21 protein-coding genes are annotated in these 15219 nt (G+C 65.9%); 9 read left to right on the top strand and 12 right to left on the bottom strand.

From position 1 onward, the window contains the following. Window positions 1-76: 76 nt before the first annotated feature. Together AB0N02_RS37270 and AB0N02_RS37265 are read left to right on the top strand one after the other, a co-directional pair. Window positions 77-484, top strand: coding sequence for a MarR family transcriptional regulator (locus tag AB0N02_RS37270; protein ID WP_363956724.1), 408 nt, complete (start codon window positions 77-79; stop codon window positions 482-484). Window positions 485-554: 70 nt separating this feature from the next. Then, window positions 555-1310, top strand: a complete 756-nt coding sequence (locus tag AB0N02_RS37265) for an SDR family oxidoreductase (RefSeq protein ID WP_363956721.1) — start codon at window positions 555-557, stop codon at window positions 1308-1310. 160 nt (window positions 1311-1470) lie between these two features. Here AB0N02_RS37265 and AB0N02_RS37260 read toward each other — a convergent pair whose 3' ends face one another. From AB0N02_RS37260 to AB0N02_RS37250, 3 genes are all read right to left on the bottom strand, one after another. Continuing rightward, window positions 1471-1902: a YjdF family protein gene (locus AB0N02_RS37260; RefSeq protein ID WP_363956718.1), complete on the bottom strand. Its 432-nt coding sequence runs from the start codon at window positions 1900-1902 to the stop codon at window positions 1471-1473. Window positions 1903-2309: 407 nt separating this feature from the next. Further along, window positions 2310-3116, bottom strand: a complete 807-nt coding sequence (locus AB0N02_RS37255; protein WP_363956715.1) for a DUF4190 domain-containing protein — start codon at window positions 3114-3116, stop codon at window positions 2310-2312. A gap of 603 nt (window positions 3117-3719) precedes the next feature. Beyond that, window positions 3720-4181: a hypothetical protein gene (locus AB0N02_RS37250; protein ID WP_363956712.1), complete on the bottom strand. Its 462-nt coding sequence runs from the start codon at window positions 4179-4181 to the stop codon at window positions 3720-3722. Window positions 4182-4585: 404 nt separating this feature from the next. On the opposite strand from AB0N02_RS37250, the gene AB0N02_RS37245 reads away from it, so the two are divergent. Then, entirely contained in the window at window positions 4586-4942 is a 357-nt protein-coding gene (locus AB0N02_RS37245) for a VOC family protein (RefSeq protein ID WP_363956709.1), read from the top strand. A gap of 86 nt (window positions 4943-5028) precedes the next feature. On the opposite strand, the gene AB0N02_RS37240 is transcribed toward AB0N02_RS37245, so the two are convergent. Then, the gene (locus tag AB0N02_RS37240; protein ID WP_363956706.1) at window positions 5029-5325 is read right to left on the bottom strand and encodes a hypothetical protein; all 297 of its coding nucleotides are present in this window, start codon (window positions 5323-5325) and stop codon (window positions 5029-5031) included. A gap of 159 nt (window positions 5326-5484) precedes the next feature. Between AB0N02_RS37240 and AB0N02_RS37235 the strand changes: the two genes are divergently transcribed. Continuing rightward, window positions 5485-5913: a hypothetical protein gene (locus AB0N02_RS37235; RefSeq protein ID WP_363956703.1), complete on the top strand. Its 429-nt coding sequence runs from the start codon at window positions 5485-5487 to the stop codon at window positions 5911-5913. A 118-nt stretch (window positions 5914-6031) separates the two neighbouring features. After that, window positions 6032-6421 (top strand): hypothetical protein, encoded by a 390-nt coding sequence (locus tag AB0N02_RS37230; RefSeq protein WP_363956699.1) that lies wholly within the window; start codon window positions 6032-6034, stop codon window positions 6419-6421. Window positions 6422-6577: 156 nt separating this feature from the next. On the opposite strand, the gene AB0N02_RS37225 is transcribed toward AB0N02_RS37230, so the two are convergent. Further along, window positions 6578-7015 carry a MarR family winged helix-turn-helix transcriptional regulator gene (locus tag AB0N02_RS37225; protein ID WP_363956697.1) on the bottom strand — a complete coding sequence of 146 codons (438 nt, stop codon included), beginning with the start codon at window positions 7013-7015 and terminating at the stop codon, window positions 6578-6580. A 61-nt stretch (window positions 7016-7076) separates the two neighbouring features. Between AB0N02_RS37225 and AB0N02_RS37220 the strand changes: the two genes are divergently transcribed. After that, on the top strand, window positions 7077-7565 hold the full coding sequence (locus AB0N02_RS37220) for a MarR family winged helix-turn-helix transcriptional regulator (RefSeq protein ID WP_363956694.1): 489 nt from the start codon (window positions 7077-7079) through the stop codon (window positions 7563-7565). 100 nt (window positions 7566-7665) lie between these two features. Here the strand turns inward: AB0N02_RS37220 and AB0N02_RS37215 are convergent, their stop codons facing one another. From AB0N02_RS37215 to AB0N02_RS37205, 3 genes are all read right to left on the bottom strand, one after another. Further along, window positions 7666-8067: a hypothetical protein gene (locus tag AB0N02_RS37215; RefSeq protein WP_363956691.1), complete on the bottom strand. Its 402-nt coding sequence runs from the start codon at window positions 8065-8067 to the stop codon at window positions 7666-7668. Window positions 8068-8258: 191 nt separating this feature from the next. Further along, window positions 8259-8420, bottom strand: coding sequence for a hypothetical protein (locus AB0N02_RS37210; protein WP_363956688.1), 162 nt, complete (start codon window positions 8418-8420; stop codon window positions 8259-8261). Between the two features lie 454 nt (window positions 8421-8874). Continuing rightward, window positions 8875-9546 (bottom strand): hypothetical protein, encoded by a 672-nt coding sequence (locus tag AB0N02_RS37205; RefSeq protein ID WP_363956686.1) that lies wholly within the window; start codon window positions 9544-9546, stop codon window positions 8875-8877. A 296-nt stretch (window positions 9547-9842) separates the two neighbouring features. On the opposite strand from AB0N02_RS37205, the gene AB0N02_RS37200 reads away from it, so the two are divergent. The 3 genes from AB0N02_RS37200 (at window position 9843) to AB0N02_RS37190 (ending at window position 11354) form a co-directional block, all read left to right on the top strand. Continuing rightward, complete coding sequence (locus tag AB0N02_RS37200; RefSeq protein WP_363956683.1) at window positions 9843-10133, top strand: hypothetical protein; 291 nt, start codon at window positions 9843-9845, stop codon at window positions 10131-10133. A gap of 159 nt (window positions 10134-10292) precedes the next feature. Beyond that, on the top strand, window positions 10293-10580 hold the full coding sequence (locus tag AB0N02_RS37195) for a hypothetical protein (RefSeq protein ID WP_363956680.1): 288 nt from the start codon (window positions 10293-10295) through the stop codon (window positions 10578-10580). Between the two features lie 78 nt (window positions 10581-10658). Further along, the gene (locus tag AB0N02_RS37190; protein ID WP_363956834.1) at window positions 10659-11354 is read left to right on the top strand and encodes a site-specific integrase; all 696 of its coding nucleotides are present in this window, start codon (window positions 10659-10661) and stop codon (window positions 11352-11354) included. 338 nt (window positions 11355-11692) lie between these two features. Here the strand turns inward: AB0N02_RS37190 and AB0N02_RS37185 are convergent, their stop codons facing one another. The 4 genes from AB0N02_RS37185 to AB0N02_RS37170 all read right to left on the bottom strand — a co-directional run bounded on the left by AB0N02_RS37185 (window position 11693) and on the right by AB0N02_RS37170 (window position 15179). Beyond that, window positions 11693-12091, bottom strand: a complete 399-nt coding sequence (locus AB0N02_RS37185) for a hypothetical protein (protein WP_363956677.1) — start codon at window positions 12089-12091, stop codon at window positions 11693-11695. 287 nt (window positions 12092-12378) lie between these two features. Further along, window positions 12379-13014 carry a DUF6461 domain-containing protein gene (locus tag AB0N02_RS37180; RefSeq protein WP_363956674.1) on the bottom strand — a complete coding sequence of 212 codons (636 nt, stop codon included), beginning with the start codon at window positions 13012-13014 and terminating at the stop codon, window positions 12379-12381. Between the two features lie 480 nt (window positions 13015-13494). Beyond that, window positions 13495-14310 (bottom strand): inositol monophosphatase family protein, encoded by an 816-nt coding sequence (locus AB0N02_RS37175; protein WP_363956671.1) that lies wholly within the window; start codon window positions 14308-14310, stop codon window positions 13495-13497. Then, window positions 14307-15179: a DUF5919 domain-containing protein gene (locus AB0N02_RS37170; protein ID WP_363956668.1), complete on the bottom strand. Its 873-nt coding sequence runs from the start codon at window positions 15177-15179 to the stop codon at window positions 14307-14309. Before AB0N02_RS37170 ends, AB0N02_RS37175 begins: the two co-directional genes overlap by 4 nt. Window positions 15180-15219: the final 40 nt, after the last annotated feature.

Here is a 15219-nt window from a genome sequence, read left to right as displayed (position 1 = left end):
CGGGGCTGGAGGCCCCGTGGGATTGTGGGCGGGAGTCCCGTTGACATCAGTTAATGGGTTAACTACCTTCCGAGAAGTGGAGGATGGCTACTGCCTGCTGGACGGCGCGATGTACGCGCTCCTGGCCCGGCTCGGCCCGCACAAGCGCCGGATCGCCGCCGGCCTGGAGACTCTCGGCCTGCACCTGGGCCAGGAGATCTACCTGGCCCAGCTCTGGCGCGAGGACGGCCTGTGCCAGGGTGTTCTCGCCGCCCGGACGGGAGTCACCCCCGCCAACATCACGCAGGTGCTGCGCCGTATGGAGAAGCAGGGCCTGGTCGTACGGCGGCGCGACGAGGCCGACGCCCGCGTCCAGCGGCTCTGGCTGACCGACGCGGGCAGGGCGCTGCAGGAACCGGTCACCGAACTGTGGCGAACCGCCGAGAACGCCTTCCTGTCCGAACTGACCCGACCCCAGCGCGACGCACTCCTCCGGCTGAAGTGATCGGGAACACACGGCTCGATTTCGATTGTCCAGGTAACCGATTTCCGGGTGACCGACCAAGGAGCTTCCCATGGACCTCGGACTGAGCGGACGCACGGTGATCGTGACCGGGGCGTCCGGAGGCATCGGCAGGGAGATCGCCCGCGGGTACGCGGCCGAGGGCGCCGACGTGGTGCTCACCTACCGGAACGCACGCGACGACGTCGAGACGCTGGCGAAGGAGATCGGCGAGCGCGCCCTGGTGGTCCCCTACGAACTGGGCGCCCCCACCTCCGCCACCGCCCTGGTGGCCGCCGCCCTGGAGTGGACCGGCCGGATCGACGTGCTGGTCAACAACGCCCTGCGCACGGGCGGCCGGAGGCCCTCGCCGGACCAGTCCTTCGAGGACGTGCCCGACGCGGAGTGGGTGGAGACGTTGCGGTGCAACATCGAGGGCTACATCGGGCTGAGCCGCCTGGTGGCCCCGGTCATGCGTGAACGCCGCTTCGGGCGCCTGGTGCACATCTCCTCCGGCCTCGTGACCGACGGCATGATCGGCGCGGAGTACTACGCGGCGGCCAAGGCCGCGCTGCACGGGTTCAACCGTTCGGCGGCCTTCAGCCTCGGCAGGGACGGCGACATCCTGTCCAACGTGGTCATGCCCGGCCTCACCACGACCGCCCGCAACAGGTCGCGGCTCGAACCGATCAGCGACGCCTACAGCGACCGCGCGCCCATCCGCCGCCTGCTGGACGCGGCCGAGGTGGCCAACGCGGTCGTCTATCTCGGCTCCGCGGCCAACACGGGCATCACCGGCCAGGCGATCTCCGTGACCGGCGGCGTCTGAACGACCGGTGATCTGAACGACCGGCGGTGCCTGAGCGATCGGCAGCGTCTGGGCGACCGGTGACACCTAGGCGACCGGTGACGTCTGGGTGGCCGATGACGTCTGGGTGGCCGATGACGTCTGGGTGGCCGGGGGCCTCCGACCCCGGCCCGGTGTCCGGTCACCTGTCCCTGCGGCGTTCGATGCGCTTCCTCCTGGCGACCTCGCGCTTGTACTCGGCCAGCTCCTGCTTCCTGGCCCGGTGGTCGGTCACCGCCTCCCGCTTACGGCTCTCCAGCTCGATCCGCATGGCCTCCTGCGAGGCCGTACTCCTGGTGGACACGCGGGCGGCCTCGCGGGCGGCGAGTTTGGCGGCGCGCTTGGGGTTGACCTTCCCCTCGGCCCCCGCGGCGCGCGTTCCGGCGGGTACGGCACGCGCGTTGGCGGTCTGTTCCAGGAGGGCGCTCCCGTGCCGCATCAGGAACTCGTAGAGCTCCGGGTCGGTGGGCTCCGAGCCGAGGACGAACCGCGTCGCGCGGATCTCGTCGTCCTCGACGAGTTCCAGGACACCGACCCAGAAGGGGCCCTCGAAGTAAACCGACAGCGAAACCATGACGCCCTCCCAGGGGTATACCGAAGGACGGCCTGACGAGGCCGCTTCCGGCACACCGGACATCCCTGGAGAGGGCGGATACGAGAGACGAGCACTGCCCGGGCTACCAACCGGACCGCGTTTTCGTGTGCGACAGCAAGAATACGTCCCAGCCGGGCGGAGCGGCCATGCCCCGGTGGGGCGGCTACCGCCGTCCACACCTCAGGTCACCACGCCCTGCGGCCGCCGCGACCCACGACGACGATCGGTGAGATCCGCCCGGCCGCCCTGCTCGCCCCGCCCCGATGCTCAGCGGGCGGCAGCGGACAGGCGGCGCCCCGGGGGCACGGCGGCCGATGTGACCCGAAAGGCTCGGGTGAACCGGCGGTCATAGCACTCCGGGGAAGAAAGTCCGCTGCGACGGCCCGCTACTTGGTACTGCCGTAAACTTTGATCCGGTCTATCCGGAAGCTGGGCACCGTCGTGTTTCCTCCCATCTGCGTGTCATAGCTGAAGCTTCCGAGTACGGTCACGTAAACCTGGAACAGGTCGCCCTTGACCACATCCGAGAGCCGGGACTTCGGCCCGGTGAAGGCGGCATTCTGATCGAAAGATACGTAACCGGAGGACGGCTGTAGCTTGGTGGGCCCGATATTCGCCAGGAACGCGTCGTTCCCCGTGGCCGCGTCGAACTGGAAGACCTCGCCGTAGAGGATGAACCGCTCACCGGTGTAGGCATCCGGGTCCTTGACCAGTTTGTCGAACCCCCTGCCGGAGAGTTGTTTGTAGCTCTTCCACGCGAAGGCCGACCTGGTGGGCGACGGTACGGGTGTGGCCTCCTCCGCGTCCTTCCCCTGCGGTCCGGCCACCTCCTCTCGGGCTCCGGCCGTCTCCGTCGCGACGACCGCGGTTCTCTCCTCAGGGGAGCCGGAGCTCATCACGGACACCACGAAGAAGAACAGCGTGGCCACAAGACCGACGTATCCGAACACCACACCGGTTACGGCCATCCCGTGGCCCTTTTCTCGGCCAGTCCGAATATTCGAGAGAGCAATGTGCCCGAGAATGACAGCGAGAAGGCTTCCCAGGCCACACAGCCAGAAGATCCCGAGAAGCAGGGAGGCGACGGCAAGACCACTGGTGTTCCTGGGGGGAGGGGGAGTAAGGGTCGGCGGCCCCGCATACCCGTAGCCATATGAAGGCTGGTGAAATCCTGGCGGATTCTGGTCGTACACGCACACCACCTTGGATCGTTCCCAAACGTGGCCAGCTTAAGTTCTCCCCCACTCCCAAAGGGACACGATTTTCAATCTTTTATCATTCAATCCCTTTAATCCCAAAAATAACTCTTTATTACCATATGTCTTGAAGCGTGGCTGTCACTTCCGTTCCCCTCTGGACAGTACGGAGAGTCCGGCCGGTGTCGCGTTCCCCAACAATGAGTGCCGCGACTGCTCGCGGCCGGCCGTACCGGCCACGGGCATCGTGAACGACGTCGAGCCGGGACGGACCGCACGGTCCGATGGCCGCGTCCGGGTGACTGCCCCGAGACGGTCGGACGCCGGTCGCGCCGTTCGACGCCGAGGGCCTGTACGGGCCTCGGTGATCGGCCCGGCTCCGGCCACAACTCACGGATCACCCGACAGCGGCGACCCCAGGCCGTCACTCTGATCGACACGGCGCCTTCAGGGCATCGAACACGGGACCGATTCGGCGGGCCGTACGGCAGCGCTCATCCGCAGGAATGGCGTACCAGGTCAACCGCCACCTGTGGCTTCGGGAATTCGGCCGTCATCGGCGGAGGTCCGGCGCCACACCCGGCGCTCGGCCCGGCCCTGTCAGGGAGTGTCCGCCGGGATGCCGTAGATGTGCTGCCGGACGGTGCCGTCGTGTTCCAGGATGTGGTCGACGGTCTGCCAGTAGGCGGGCAGCCACGGGTGCCGGAGCGCCTCGTCACGATCCAGTTTGCGGCCGTAGAAAGGGGTGTCGGGGGCGACGGACGCGGCGGGGACCAGCGTGCACGCGGGGTCGGGGTCGTTGGCGACGGGGCCGACACGGCATCCGATGGTGACGCGGTTGGGGCCGGGCGTGCTCACGGGGTCGTCGGGGTTCCACGCGTCGTCGAGAACGACGTCGATCCAGGCTTCGTGGACTCCGTCGTGGTGGTAGCAGGAGGCGTAGTAGATGGCGTAGGCGCCGTCGTCGTTGTTGATGAACCCCGTCACGCGCTCGAAGGGGGTTCCGCAGCAGTCGCAGGTTCCCGTGTGGATCTTGCGTTCCGGGTCGATTTCGAGTTTCACAGGCCGGATTATGGCGGCACGATTCCGGCTCCGTCCCAGCTTGTGGAAGATCGCCCCGTCATGTGCCGGGAGGGCTTTTCCACGGCTTCCGGGCCGATCTGGCGACACGGAACACCGAACGCCGGATGGCGGATGGCGGATGGCGGCCGAGAGCCGCCCGGAACGGCCGTGGGCGGCAGTGCGGCCGCCTGCGGCGGTGAACGGCCGCGGCGACGGGACGGCCGTGTGCGTGACGTTCACCGGCCGCGCCACCCGCCGCCCAACCCCGCCCAACCCCGCCGAGCCCCACCGAGGCCTGTCGGGTCTTCTCGGAGCTCACCGGGCCTCGCCGAGTATGGGCTGGTAGAGCGCGCCTCACAACACGATGAAGTATCTTCATATCAAGATACATGGAGGGAGTCGCGATGCTTCATCATGTCCAGCTGGCCTGTCCCCCCAACAGTGAACCCGCCCTCCGGGCCTTCTACGAAGGCGTGCTCGGGCTGGTGGAGATTCCCAAGCCTCCCGCCCTCGCCTCGCGCGGCGGATGCTGGTTCCGCGGTCACGACGGCATCGAGTTGCACCTTGGGGTCGAGGCCGACTTCCGCCCGGCCCGCAAGGCGCACCCTGGCCTTTTGGTCCGCGACATCGACCAATGGGCCCAACGCCTGCGCAAGGCCGGATATCCCGTCGTCTTCAACGACGACATTCCGGGAATGCGCCGCTTCCACAGCGAGGATCCCCACGGCAACCGCCTGGAGTTCCTCGAACCGATCGACTGACAGGAACCCGGAAGGCGACACGATTCCCGCGTGGTGACCGAACGGATCAGGGACCGGGGACGCGCGGGGGAATCCCGATCTCGCCTTCATCTCCGGTACGGCAGGCGGGGCGACCGAACCGGGTGTTCGACCAGCGGTGAACGGTCACGGCCGCCCCTGGTCACTCCGCCTGACGGCCCGGCGGTCTCCCCCTCCTTGCCCTCGGCCAGGCGTCGTTCCCTCATCACCTTGATGGAGCCGTTGACCATGCGCAGTACGGCGAACGCCTGCTCTCGGTCGATCCCCATGCGGGGCTGAAAATCCCGTCCGTCGAGGTGAACACCGTTGCAGATCTCGTTGAGGGCGTTGTTGACGACGAGCGCGTCGGCTGGTCCGAGATTCACAGTGATCATGTCAGCTGTCACCCGAACAATTTCGGTGGCGAACATCCTGCAGGTGAACGTCAATCGATCGGCCCATTTGGTCCACCTGGAACGGGGGCGTACGGAGCTGGATCACGACTATGCGTAGCCCGACGATCAGCCTCTTACTACCCTGGCCGAATGGTCGATCACGGCATCGAGCTCCCCCAGTACCGCCTGCACATAGTTCCCGCAGTCGTCGCACTCGCGAGTCCGTCCTGGCAACGTGAGGTGTGGCTGGATCCCACCACGTTTGAGAATCTCGACTATGTGGTCCACGTTCTCTTCGACGATTTCTGCGATGCATCCGCGCCGGAGCCCTGGCTGGGGAAAAGTCTCCGCACCGATGAGGAGGTTGCGCTGATGGCCGACCTCGGCGCCGCTTATGTCGAAGTGCAGGAGTTCGTGGGGGCGACCGCCGCCGACGAGGCGTACATGGAATCGGCCGGATGGCCGGCCGTACTGGCCGCTGCCGCCCGGCTGGCACAAGTGATGGTGACGAACGACCTCACCGCTCTCGGCGCGCTGCATGCCGCCGGGCACCGATGGCCCGTCCCCGCCAAGACGTGAGAGCCCTCGCAGGACAGCAGTGATCAGCCGCCACACCATGCGTTCATGAGACCGGCCGGGGGAACATCTGGCCCCGATCCGGTCCTCCCCACGATCAGTACTGCGGAATGCTTGAACCGTGTCTTCAGAGATCCCGCGAACGGTTAGGGCAGTCGACACGACCGAGCTCCTCCAACTCAACGCGGAAGCGGAGAAGTGCGGACTGAGCCAGTTGCAAGGCGTCGCGTTACTGTCTGAGCATGCCGACCGCACAGCGACTCACTATCTGTGGCCGGCGCTTGTTCATCGCTTGGAACATCGGCCAGAGTATTCGCCGCATTGGCGCTGCATGCTGCTGCTGACCGTACGAGACGGCCAGCAGGTCTACGCCCTGTTGGATGTCTTACCTGCTTCGTTCGACCGGTTACCGGAGAATCTTGACCGTGCCACGAAGACAGAGATCGCCCGCAAGCTGATGAACGGGCCGATACAGACGCTGGCGGAGTGGGCGGAGCACAACGGCCTTTGAGCTTTCGCCGCCCGCGACCTCCCGCTTGCAAAGACGCATTCCGATCTTGCTCGACCTGCGGAGCCACAGCTCAGCCTCGGCCGATCAAGGCATCCGCCGGGGTGGCCGGGCGATCCGGGCCACGACCTGACCACCGGACACCACCGGACACCGGCACTACCGGGTGGCGAGATCCGCTTCCACATTGCCCGCCATGACCGACAGGATCCGTACGGTTTCGGTGTACTGCTCGGACGTCAGGTCCCTGAGCACCGCTGCGCGGGTCGCATCAACACGTACTGCGATGTCCGCGTGAGCGGCGCGTCCCTCGTCGGCGAGGGCGAGGAGGTTCCCCTCGGGAGAGTGACCGGGCCGGGTCCAGCCGCGGGCGGTGACGTCCTCCAGGACTCTGTCCAGGTCCGGCTCACCCGGTGTCCAGAAGGGGGCGAGGGCCGCCCTGAGCTCGTCGCGGGTGGCCTCGCCGCGGGCGAGGGTGTTGAGGATCTGCCAGTGCCGGCGTCCGAGACCGAGGTCGGCGAGGGTCACGTCGAGCTGCCTCTCCAGCAGGTTGTGCAGGTGCTTGAGCCAGTAGCCGATGGGCTTGGGTGCGTCCACGAACCCTCCAAGTTGCATGTAAGATTACATATAATTGTCTTCGATTATGCATGGAGGGATCGTGGCGGGCAAGCCGAGTACGGATGTGGCGGTCATCGAGACGGCCGTCGTCGCCTTGCGCCGCAGCCGGCAGCGCCGCGCACTGGCGGGGCTGGCGAAGCGTCGCGGCGAGCAGGCCGGCCGCCACGCCGGGCTGCCCGACGCGGTCTTCGAGCTACTCGACGCGGTCGAGGCGGCCGAGAGGCCGGGCTCGGCGCTGACCGTCACCGAGGCCGCAGCCCTGCTCGGCGTCGACCAGCCCAGGGCAAGCCGACTCGCCTCGCAGGCCCTCCAGGCCGGGCTGCTGCGACGTCAGGCCGACCAGCACGACGGCCGCCGGTCGTTGCTGGCCCTCACCCCCGAAGGAGGGGACGTGCTCGCACAGATTCGGACATTCCGCTGCGGGATCATCGCCGAGGCCACGGTCGGCTGGACCGCCGAAGACCGAGCCGCCCTTGCCCACCTCCTGACCCGCTTCGTACGGGACTTCTCAGCGATCACCCAACACTGACGCCGGCTGGGAACATCCCCGAACGGCTCTGAATGCCCCTGTACTGCAACCCGAACTGCAACCCTGGACTCAATGGGTCGGGCTGAGATGACCGCCGGCGCTACCAGACCCTCATCTCTTTAATTCGAGCTGTCCCATCTTCGCTGAGAAGGAAGAAGTGTGCAGCCTCTGGGCCGGGAAGGCGACTGCCTTCGTCCAGAGGGATGGTGAGGGTGGCATCTCCGAAGTCAAGCAAGATGTGCTCATCGCCCCTGAGGCTGACAGCTTGAACTGTCTTATCAATGAGAGCGCACAGAGCGTCTCGTGATCCTGACTGAGGGAAGACCCAAGCCTGGGAGTCCTTTTGTATACGGGGGTCAGTCAATGCCGTGAGCTTCGCCTCGTTGAAGTGGAACTCGACGTAGTCCCTCACGAACGCGACCGTGTACAGCTCCTTGCCGACGAGTTCGATGGGCTCGTCTGAGCCGATAACAAGGACAGGTTCGACTGGATCATGGGTCATTCGCCCATTCTCCGGGAATCGAACCCGCGCTGTCAGCTTGGGAAGTCTCTATCGCACCCGGTCACTGAGCTGGGAAGACGCTGACCTGCTGGGGAGGGGGGTGAGTACCCATGGTTCCCCGTGAGTCCCCCTTGATCACCGTCCTGACGGGCACGCAAGCGGCATGAGATGGCTCTCTTGGGGCGGTGTCCTTACAGGACGTCGTCCCAGGGAGTGCCCCGCCACAGCAGGCGGATCATCTCCCAGAGCCCGCGGACCAACAGGAAGAAAAACACCTTCTTCGCTGTGCTGTAGATCCGCGACGACCTCTCACGCTTGTCCCCGTCGGGGGACGGGAGGGGTGCTGACGTCACGCGACGGTTCCTCACCTGATGGCCGGAAAGGCCGGCCGTCCTCCGCCTGGTGTTCACCGGGTAGTACCGACCCGATGACGTGGCACAGACGTGAGAAACATTCAGGTGAGCGTCTTGTGACCCATGCGAGGAAAGGCTACTTGACCACGCCTTTCCACGGAGACAGTTTTCACAGGCGACTATGCGCCGTTTCCGCAAGGGGCTACCTTTATATGCCTGCCCACATCAGCCAAAAACGGCAACAAGTAGCGCAAATCAATACACCCTGGAACTCGGAGAGATTAGGGCTGATACGAGAAACAAGCGCCCTGCTCGCCCTCCACGCAGGAGGGCGAGCAGGGCGTCCTGTTGTTCAGGCCCGTTACGTCTGCCATCCCCAGCGCCGCGTGTCCCTTCAGCTCAAGAAGGGTGCTCATGGGGGCACGCGTCAGCCCGGCCCGGGGACGTCAATCCCTTATTGCCACGCGATGGAGCTGGTCTTGTCGTTCATGGAGCCGAGCCACCCGGCGTTGCGGCTCCAGCCGGTGCTGTCACCCCCGAAGTCGAAGTGCTCGTAGTGATTGACCTCGCAGTCACCATAGGAACGGAAGGAGGAGATCTTGTCGTTCCACCGGCCAAATTTATCAGAACCATCCAGATTGAGTAGAGTCAAGACATCGTGTTTGGGAGTGCAGGCAGGATACGAAATGTGTATGGCCGTGCTGTCACCGCCGTAGTTGCCGTGCTCAAACTCAAGACTGAGAGGGACCCAACTACCCTGCATGGTCGCCTGGTCGTTGGTCTGGCCAAGAGCGTTCATGCGGCGGTCGAATTCGGGGTCGGCCATGGCGGTGGCGGCTTCGCGGGGAGCGTCGGTGATCCTCCCGCCAGTGGCGTCGGCGATGGCCTCGGTGAAGGTGCGGTAACAGGTCCTGTTCTGGACCGACAGCAGGACCAAACGCTGGCCGGACGGCGCGACCGAGTGCGAGCCGGGGGCCAGGTGCACCACACAGTGTTTGCCGCCGGGTGGGCGCTGCCCGGCGCTGCCAGGAGCAGACGGGACAGCGCCCGCGGCGGGCGCGAGGGCCATGCTGAAGGCCGTCACCGTGAAGACCACGGCGGTGGACAGGGTGAGAGAGCGCATCATTCGATCGACCTCCGAGTGGATGGGGTGGCAGCAGGTCACTGACCGCCCATCACCCTGACCCGCCTCTGTACTTGATCTGTCATCGCCACGTCATGATCATGTAACGGCTCGCAAGACCAGGTCCCGTCCCCGGTGCCGATGAGTCGTGAGCGGGCAGGGCGCTCTGCCGTTCAGGCCTGGCGAAACAGCCTGCGGACGGCACGCCATGCAGCCGAAATATGGAAAACCGAGAGCTCCCCGGCCTGGCCGATCGGTGCTCCTCTGAAGGTGTCCTTCCGCCCGACTGAGGAGCCACCATGAAGATCCGCCGATTACCTGCCGTGCTGCTCGCGACGGCGCTGGGCGCCGCCGTCCTGGCCGGTGCCGCCCCTACCTCCGCCGCCCCCCAGATCGGCTCCGCCGTCGCTCAGGCCGCCATGCGCGTTGATCCGCAGGGCCCTTACACCACCGACGCCGAGTGCCAGAGCCGGCAGATGTACGCCAGCACACATGGCTACTTCGGCTATGTCTCCCCCTGCTTTCACTACTACGGCTCCGGCGGCAGCCAGAGCACTCCGGACGGCTACTACTTCCTCCTCGCCTACTGAGCCAGTGGGCGGAGAAGTCCAGCGACGCGGTCAGGCCCGAGCGGCTTTCCGTAGCGCCATTCACGTCCCGCGCCAGCCCAGGGAAGCGCGAACTCCCTGTCCCCTCTGGATCAGTACCCATCCGAAGACGTCCTTCTGCCCAGCCGTAAGGAGCCACCCGTGAAGATTCGCCAACTCTCAGCCGCAGCCCTGCTGACGGCAGCGTTGGGCGCCGCCGTCCTGGCCGGTGCCGCGCCCGCTTCCGCCGTTCAGATCAGCTCCGTCACTGCTCAGACCGTCCCACGCTTTGTGCTGGCAGGCCCCTTCGCCAGCAGGAGAACGTGCAACGACCACCGGGACTTTATCCTCGCGAACCGCCCCGTCCTGGACGCCGAACCGTGCGAGTACACCGCCGACGATGTCCCTCGTCCCGGCTGGTATTTCAGCTACTTCCTCCTGAGCTCCTGAGCCAGCGGGCGGACGGGCTCCCCGAAAACGACGAAGCGCCCCGCCGCCTCCGAAGAGACGACGGGGCGCTGCAGTGTTCTGGGTGGGGCCTCAGTCGAGCGGCCGCACGTCCGAGACCCCACCGCTCCTGAGGCTACACGTGCGTGCCCGGCGGATAATCGCTCGTCGCCGGAGCTGTGCGGCCGTTTCCTCGACGTCGCCGAGGAGCGCGGTGAGCGCCTCTACTCGCTGTACCACCTCGCCGCCACGCGCGGCCTGCGCCGCGGCGAGGCGTGCGGCGCCCGATGGGCGGATACCGACCTGAGCGACTCGAAAACCTTGAGTCTGCTGGAGTCCGACGACGATGACGACGACGGCCTGAAGTCCGATCCATCCTGGCGGACGGTCGCTCTGGACGACACCAACATCAGGCTGTTGAAGGCATGGCGCGCGGCCCAGCGACGCGAGCGCCTGGCGGCCGGCGCCGACTGGATCGACACCGGGCTGATCTACACCGCCGAGGACGGGTCGGCGCTGCGCGAGGAGTACGTCTCCGAGCGGTTCACAGCCATCCTGAAGGCTGCCGGGCTCCCGCCGATCCGGTTCCACGACCTTCGCCACTGCGCGGCCACACTGATGCTCGCCACCGGGGTGGACATGAAGGTCGTCTCCGCCACACTGGGCCACGCCCGCTACAGCTTCACCGCCGACGTCTACGCCTCGGTCGTGCCGGAGGTCTCCCGGGCGGCTGCCGAGGCGACGACCGCGATCATCCCGAGAAAGAAGACTCAATGAGCCCGTGAAACTCGCCTTGTGCTCACGTAAGCCCTGAACAGCAAAACAGGGGCTCCCTCCGAAAGATCCTTTCGAAGGAAACCCCTGCTCACAGCGGAGGCTCGGGGATTTGAACCCCGGATGGGCGATGAACCCAAACCGCATTAGCAGCTCTGATCTTGCCCGTTCCGATCGGTTCAACCTGGACCAACGGGCGCTGCTGGTCCCTCCGGAACGAGGCTGAACGGGGCTGGATTGCAACTAGAACTGCAACTAGGCCAGTCGCTCCATGCCGTCTGCGCATCCCCGTGAGCATCGCTCTTTCCTCGGTCGTCTGATGAGCGGGTGGCACGACTCGATCAAGAGGGGATAGACCAAGGCTGGGTCGACATGAGGGCGAGCGTACGGTGAGCGAGTCCTCTGAGTTCCTCCCATCCGGGATGGGAATGCAAGGCTTCCTCGGTCCATGCCGAGGGTCCTTGCTCGGTGAGGTCGATCAGCTTCTGGTCAATGGCGCTGAGCAGGGCGGCGAGTTCTTCGGAGATCCATCCGGCTTCACGAGACTGCCACGAGGCGGGATAGACAGCATCGAAATCGAGGACCAGTTCGTCGATGCACATGGAGCCGATCCACTGGAGCTGTTCGTGTGCGGGCGAAGCTAGGCGGTGCACAACCTCCCGCAGGAAACTCCAGTTCCCCTCGGCTGCTTCCCTATCGCTTCGACGGCCACTCATTCGATCATGGTAGAAGAAAACCATGGGTCCTACTGTCGGGTTCCTGAACCTCGACGGTTTTACAGCGAGCTGACATTCCTGACCTCATCAGGCCTCTGCCCTCGGGGTGCGGCTCTCACTCATCCCCTATCAGGGAAGATCATCCCGCACATATCCCGCGAGGCAGAGCCAGCCACGATCGCCCCCGAGAACCGCGGATCTCTCGGGAGAGAGGGCCTTCCACCTGCAGACGGCGGTTTGAACCTCGGCTGGGCGGTAAACCGGGAAGACCTGGTAGCCACCCGCGGCATCAGTGCACGCCACCCTCGTGATCACTGACTGATGGCGCCGACGAGTAGGGGCCCGTCGAGGATGCTGGGAGTGAACACCACGCCAGTGATCTTGGCCGCCAGCAAGAACGCACGCGAGATCCTGTTGGTGTACATGTCATCCCACGTCGCCTCCCATGCCTCTTCATCCAACTTCTCCGGAGGCAAGCCGGTTTCGTGCATGAGATCGTTGATCCGGTCCGGGTCATTGCCCCACCGAGTGCCTGGCAGGTGCGGCGTAAAGCTGGTGACGATCTTGCCATCTACCGCGTACACGAAGCTGTCCTCCGCATAATCGTGCCGTCCCACGGCCGCCACCTCGCATCCCCGAGACAGCGTGGTTAACGGCTTGGCCAGCACCGCCTGGAAGCCCCCCGGTTCGACGGCCACGCCCCACTCGCCGACCTGGACGACGCCGACATAGTCGTTGCCGATCCCTGCCGACTCCCAGACCTTGACACGGAGTTCATGGAAGGTCATCTCCTGCCCTGTGCGTCCGGTCCCGAAGCGGTGCAGCACCTCGGCAGGTTCGAGCCCGCGAAAAAAGGACACGCAGAAAATCTCGCCAAGCAGATCCTCACGGTCTCCTACTCCTGGCGAAGCTTCCAACCAACGGAACGGAACGAGGGGATCGGCCACCACAACCTCCTTTGATGGTTTTACAGGGCGTCGCCCGTTCTACCGCTCAATGACCCTTGACCTGCGGTGCCGCCATGCGGCAGGCGATCTACTTCGGAGACTATTCCGCACACTTTTCGGATCATGGAGGCCAGCATCTCGCCTGCTGGTTCATACCTCGGCATGCAGCTGGACCGCAACAACGCCACTCGGTGAGCCGTGCTGAGGAACGAAGCACGGATCGTCGATCGCCCCCAGCAATTTACGGTGATCGGCCATGCAGTGGCGATCGTAGGGCTGCATCTGTACGGCGGCGTGGCAACCCCGGTCAGAGCGTTCGGTCTGTACGGCGAGGCCGGCGTGCGGTGCCCGGCCCGGTGTCCCGCCGCCGTCCGGGACCGGCCCCCAGGCCGCACGCCCGGACGGCGGGCGGGCGGAGGGCCGGGGGTACGGCGGCGCGCCGCGCCGCCGCTTGACAACCCATGAGAACAATTCGGCAAGTTACTCGCTACGTCTGGCGTCCTTGTCCGCTTCGGCGATGAGCTCGACGAGGTCGGCGAGGATCTTGGGGCTGGCGGCGATGGTGGCTCGGGCATTCATGGTGTGCGGGGTGCCGTCCAGGTCGACGACGGTGGCCCCGGCTTCGCGGGCGATGAGGACGCCTGCGGCGGTGTCCCATGGCTTGTTGCTGAGCATGATGTTGGCGTCGATCTTGCCTTCGGCCACCCACGCGAGGTCGACCGCGGCTGAGCCGAGCATCCGGACTCGCTGCACGCGGGCGGCCAGTTGGTGGGTGAGGGCCAGACGCAGACGGTTCTTGGCGGTGGCGTCGTTGCCCACGGCGTAGTCGCCGATGGCCACGATCGCGGCGCTGAGATCGCCGGTCTGGCTGGGGTGGATGGGTCGGCCGTTGAGGTGGGCTCCGTGACTTTCGGCAGCGCTGTAGCGGGAGCCCAGGAAGGGCAGGTCGATCACGCCGAGGGTGGGCATGTCCTTGTCGATCAGGCCGAGGGAGATGCCGCACAGCGGGATGCCGTGCAGGAAGTTGGCGGTTCCGTCGACCGGGTCGAGCGCCCACATCAGACCGCTTCCGGCACCGGCCGGCCCGCCCTCCTCCTCGCCCAGGAAGGCGATCTCCGGTGTCTCCCGGGTGAGGAAGTCGCGTACGGCGTGCTCCACGGCGTAGTCGACCTCGGTGGCCATGTCGCGGTCGCCTTTGGCGGTGACGACTCCGGGAAGGCGAGTCCTGACGATGTCGGCGGCGATGGTGACGGCCTGTTCGGCGATCGGCAGGAACGCGCGGGTGTCGATGGTCATACGGGGCGGCTCCGCTCCCACATCGAGGTGAACACCTGGTCGAAGACGGGGAACAGCCCGTCGGCGGCGGTGTTGTCGTTGATCACGATCGTAGGGGAGTCGACCCCGCGCGCCTGCGGGAGGTACGGCTGGACCACGCAGGTGGCCCCGTCCACGATGAGGATGTTGAAGCGGATCGTCTCGTCGTAGACGCGTAGTTCGAGCAGGTCGGCGGCCTCGGGGGCGAGCCGGGCCTTGAGGCGGGTCAGCATGCTGATGTTGAGCGTGGTCAGCGTGACGAGCGTGCCGTCCTCGTAGCCCTCCTCGTCCTCACGAGCGCGGATCGCCGTGCCCTTGGGGTCGAGGAACAGGCATCGGATGCGGGTGCCGTTCTCCAACAGCCTTTTGAGCCGGTGGTCGGGGTAGCTCTGGCAGAGCACGTTGAGCGACAGACCGGCGGCGCTGATCTCTCTGGCGGTGTCGAACAGGGCCGAGGGCGGGTAGGCGGAGGCGAACGCGGAACGGCTGCTGAACACGGCCGTCACGTCGGCCATCTGGGGTGCGGGGCCGACTTCGGCGGCGGGGTCGGCGTTCCTTGGCGGTTCGGCGTCGCTCCTGGGTGGCGGGACCTGGCTCCCGTTCGGGGAGAACAGCTCTTCGGCGGTCCGGCCGGGGAACATCGTCTCCAGGACCCGGCAGTGGTCGGAGTACGGCAGGCCTTTGAGCTCTCCGGAGAGCCAGCGGTGGAGCTGGGCACGGCTCGGCCATTTTCCCTGCAATGTTGAATCCACCGACTTGGCGGCTTTGTCGTATTCCTTACAGAAGGTCTTATACGTCTGCCAGTGGCGCTGCTGCAAAAGCGTTTTCAACAGGATCTGCTGGTCAGCCACGGTCAACGCCTTAAGTCGGAAGGGGACTCGTAAGGGCAGG

The sequence above is a fragment of the Streptosporangium sp. NPDC051022 genome, assembly GCF_040683035.1.
Taxonomy (GTDB): domain Bacteria; phylum Actinomycetota; class Actinomycetes; order Streptosporangiales; family Streptosporangiaceae; genus Streptosporangium.
This window is presented reverse-complemented; position numbering and strand designations above follow the sequence as displayed.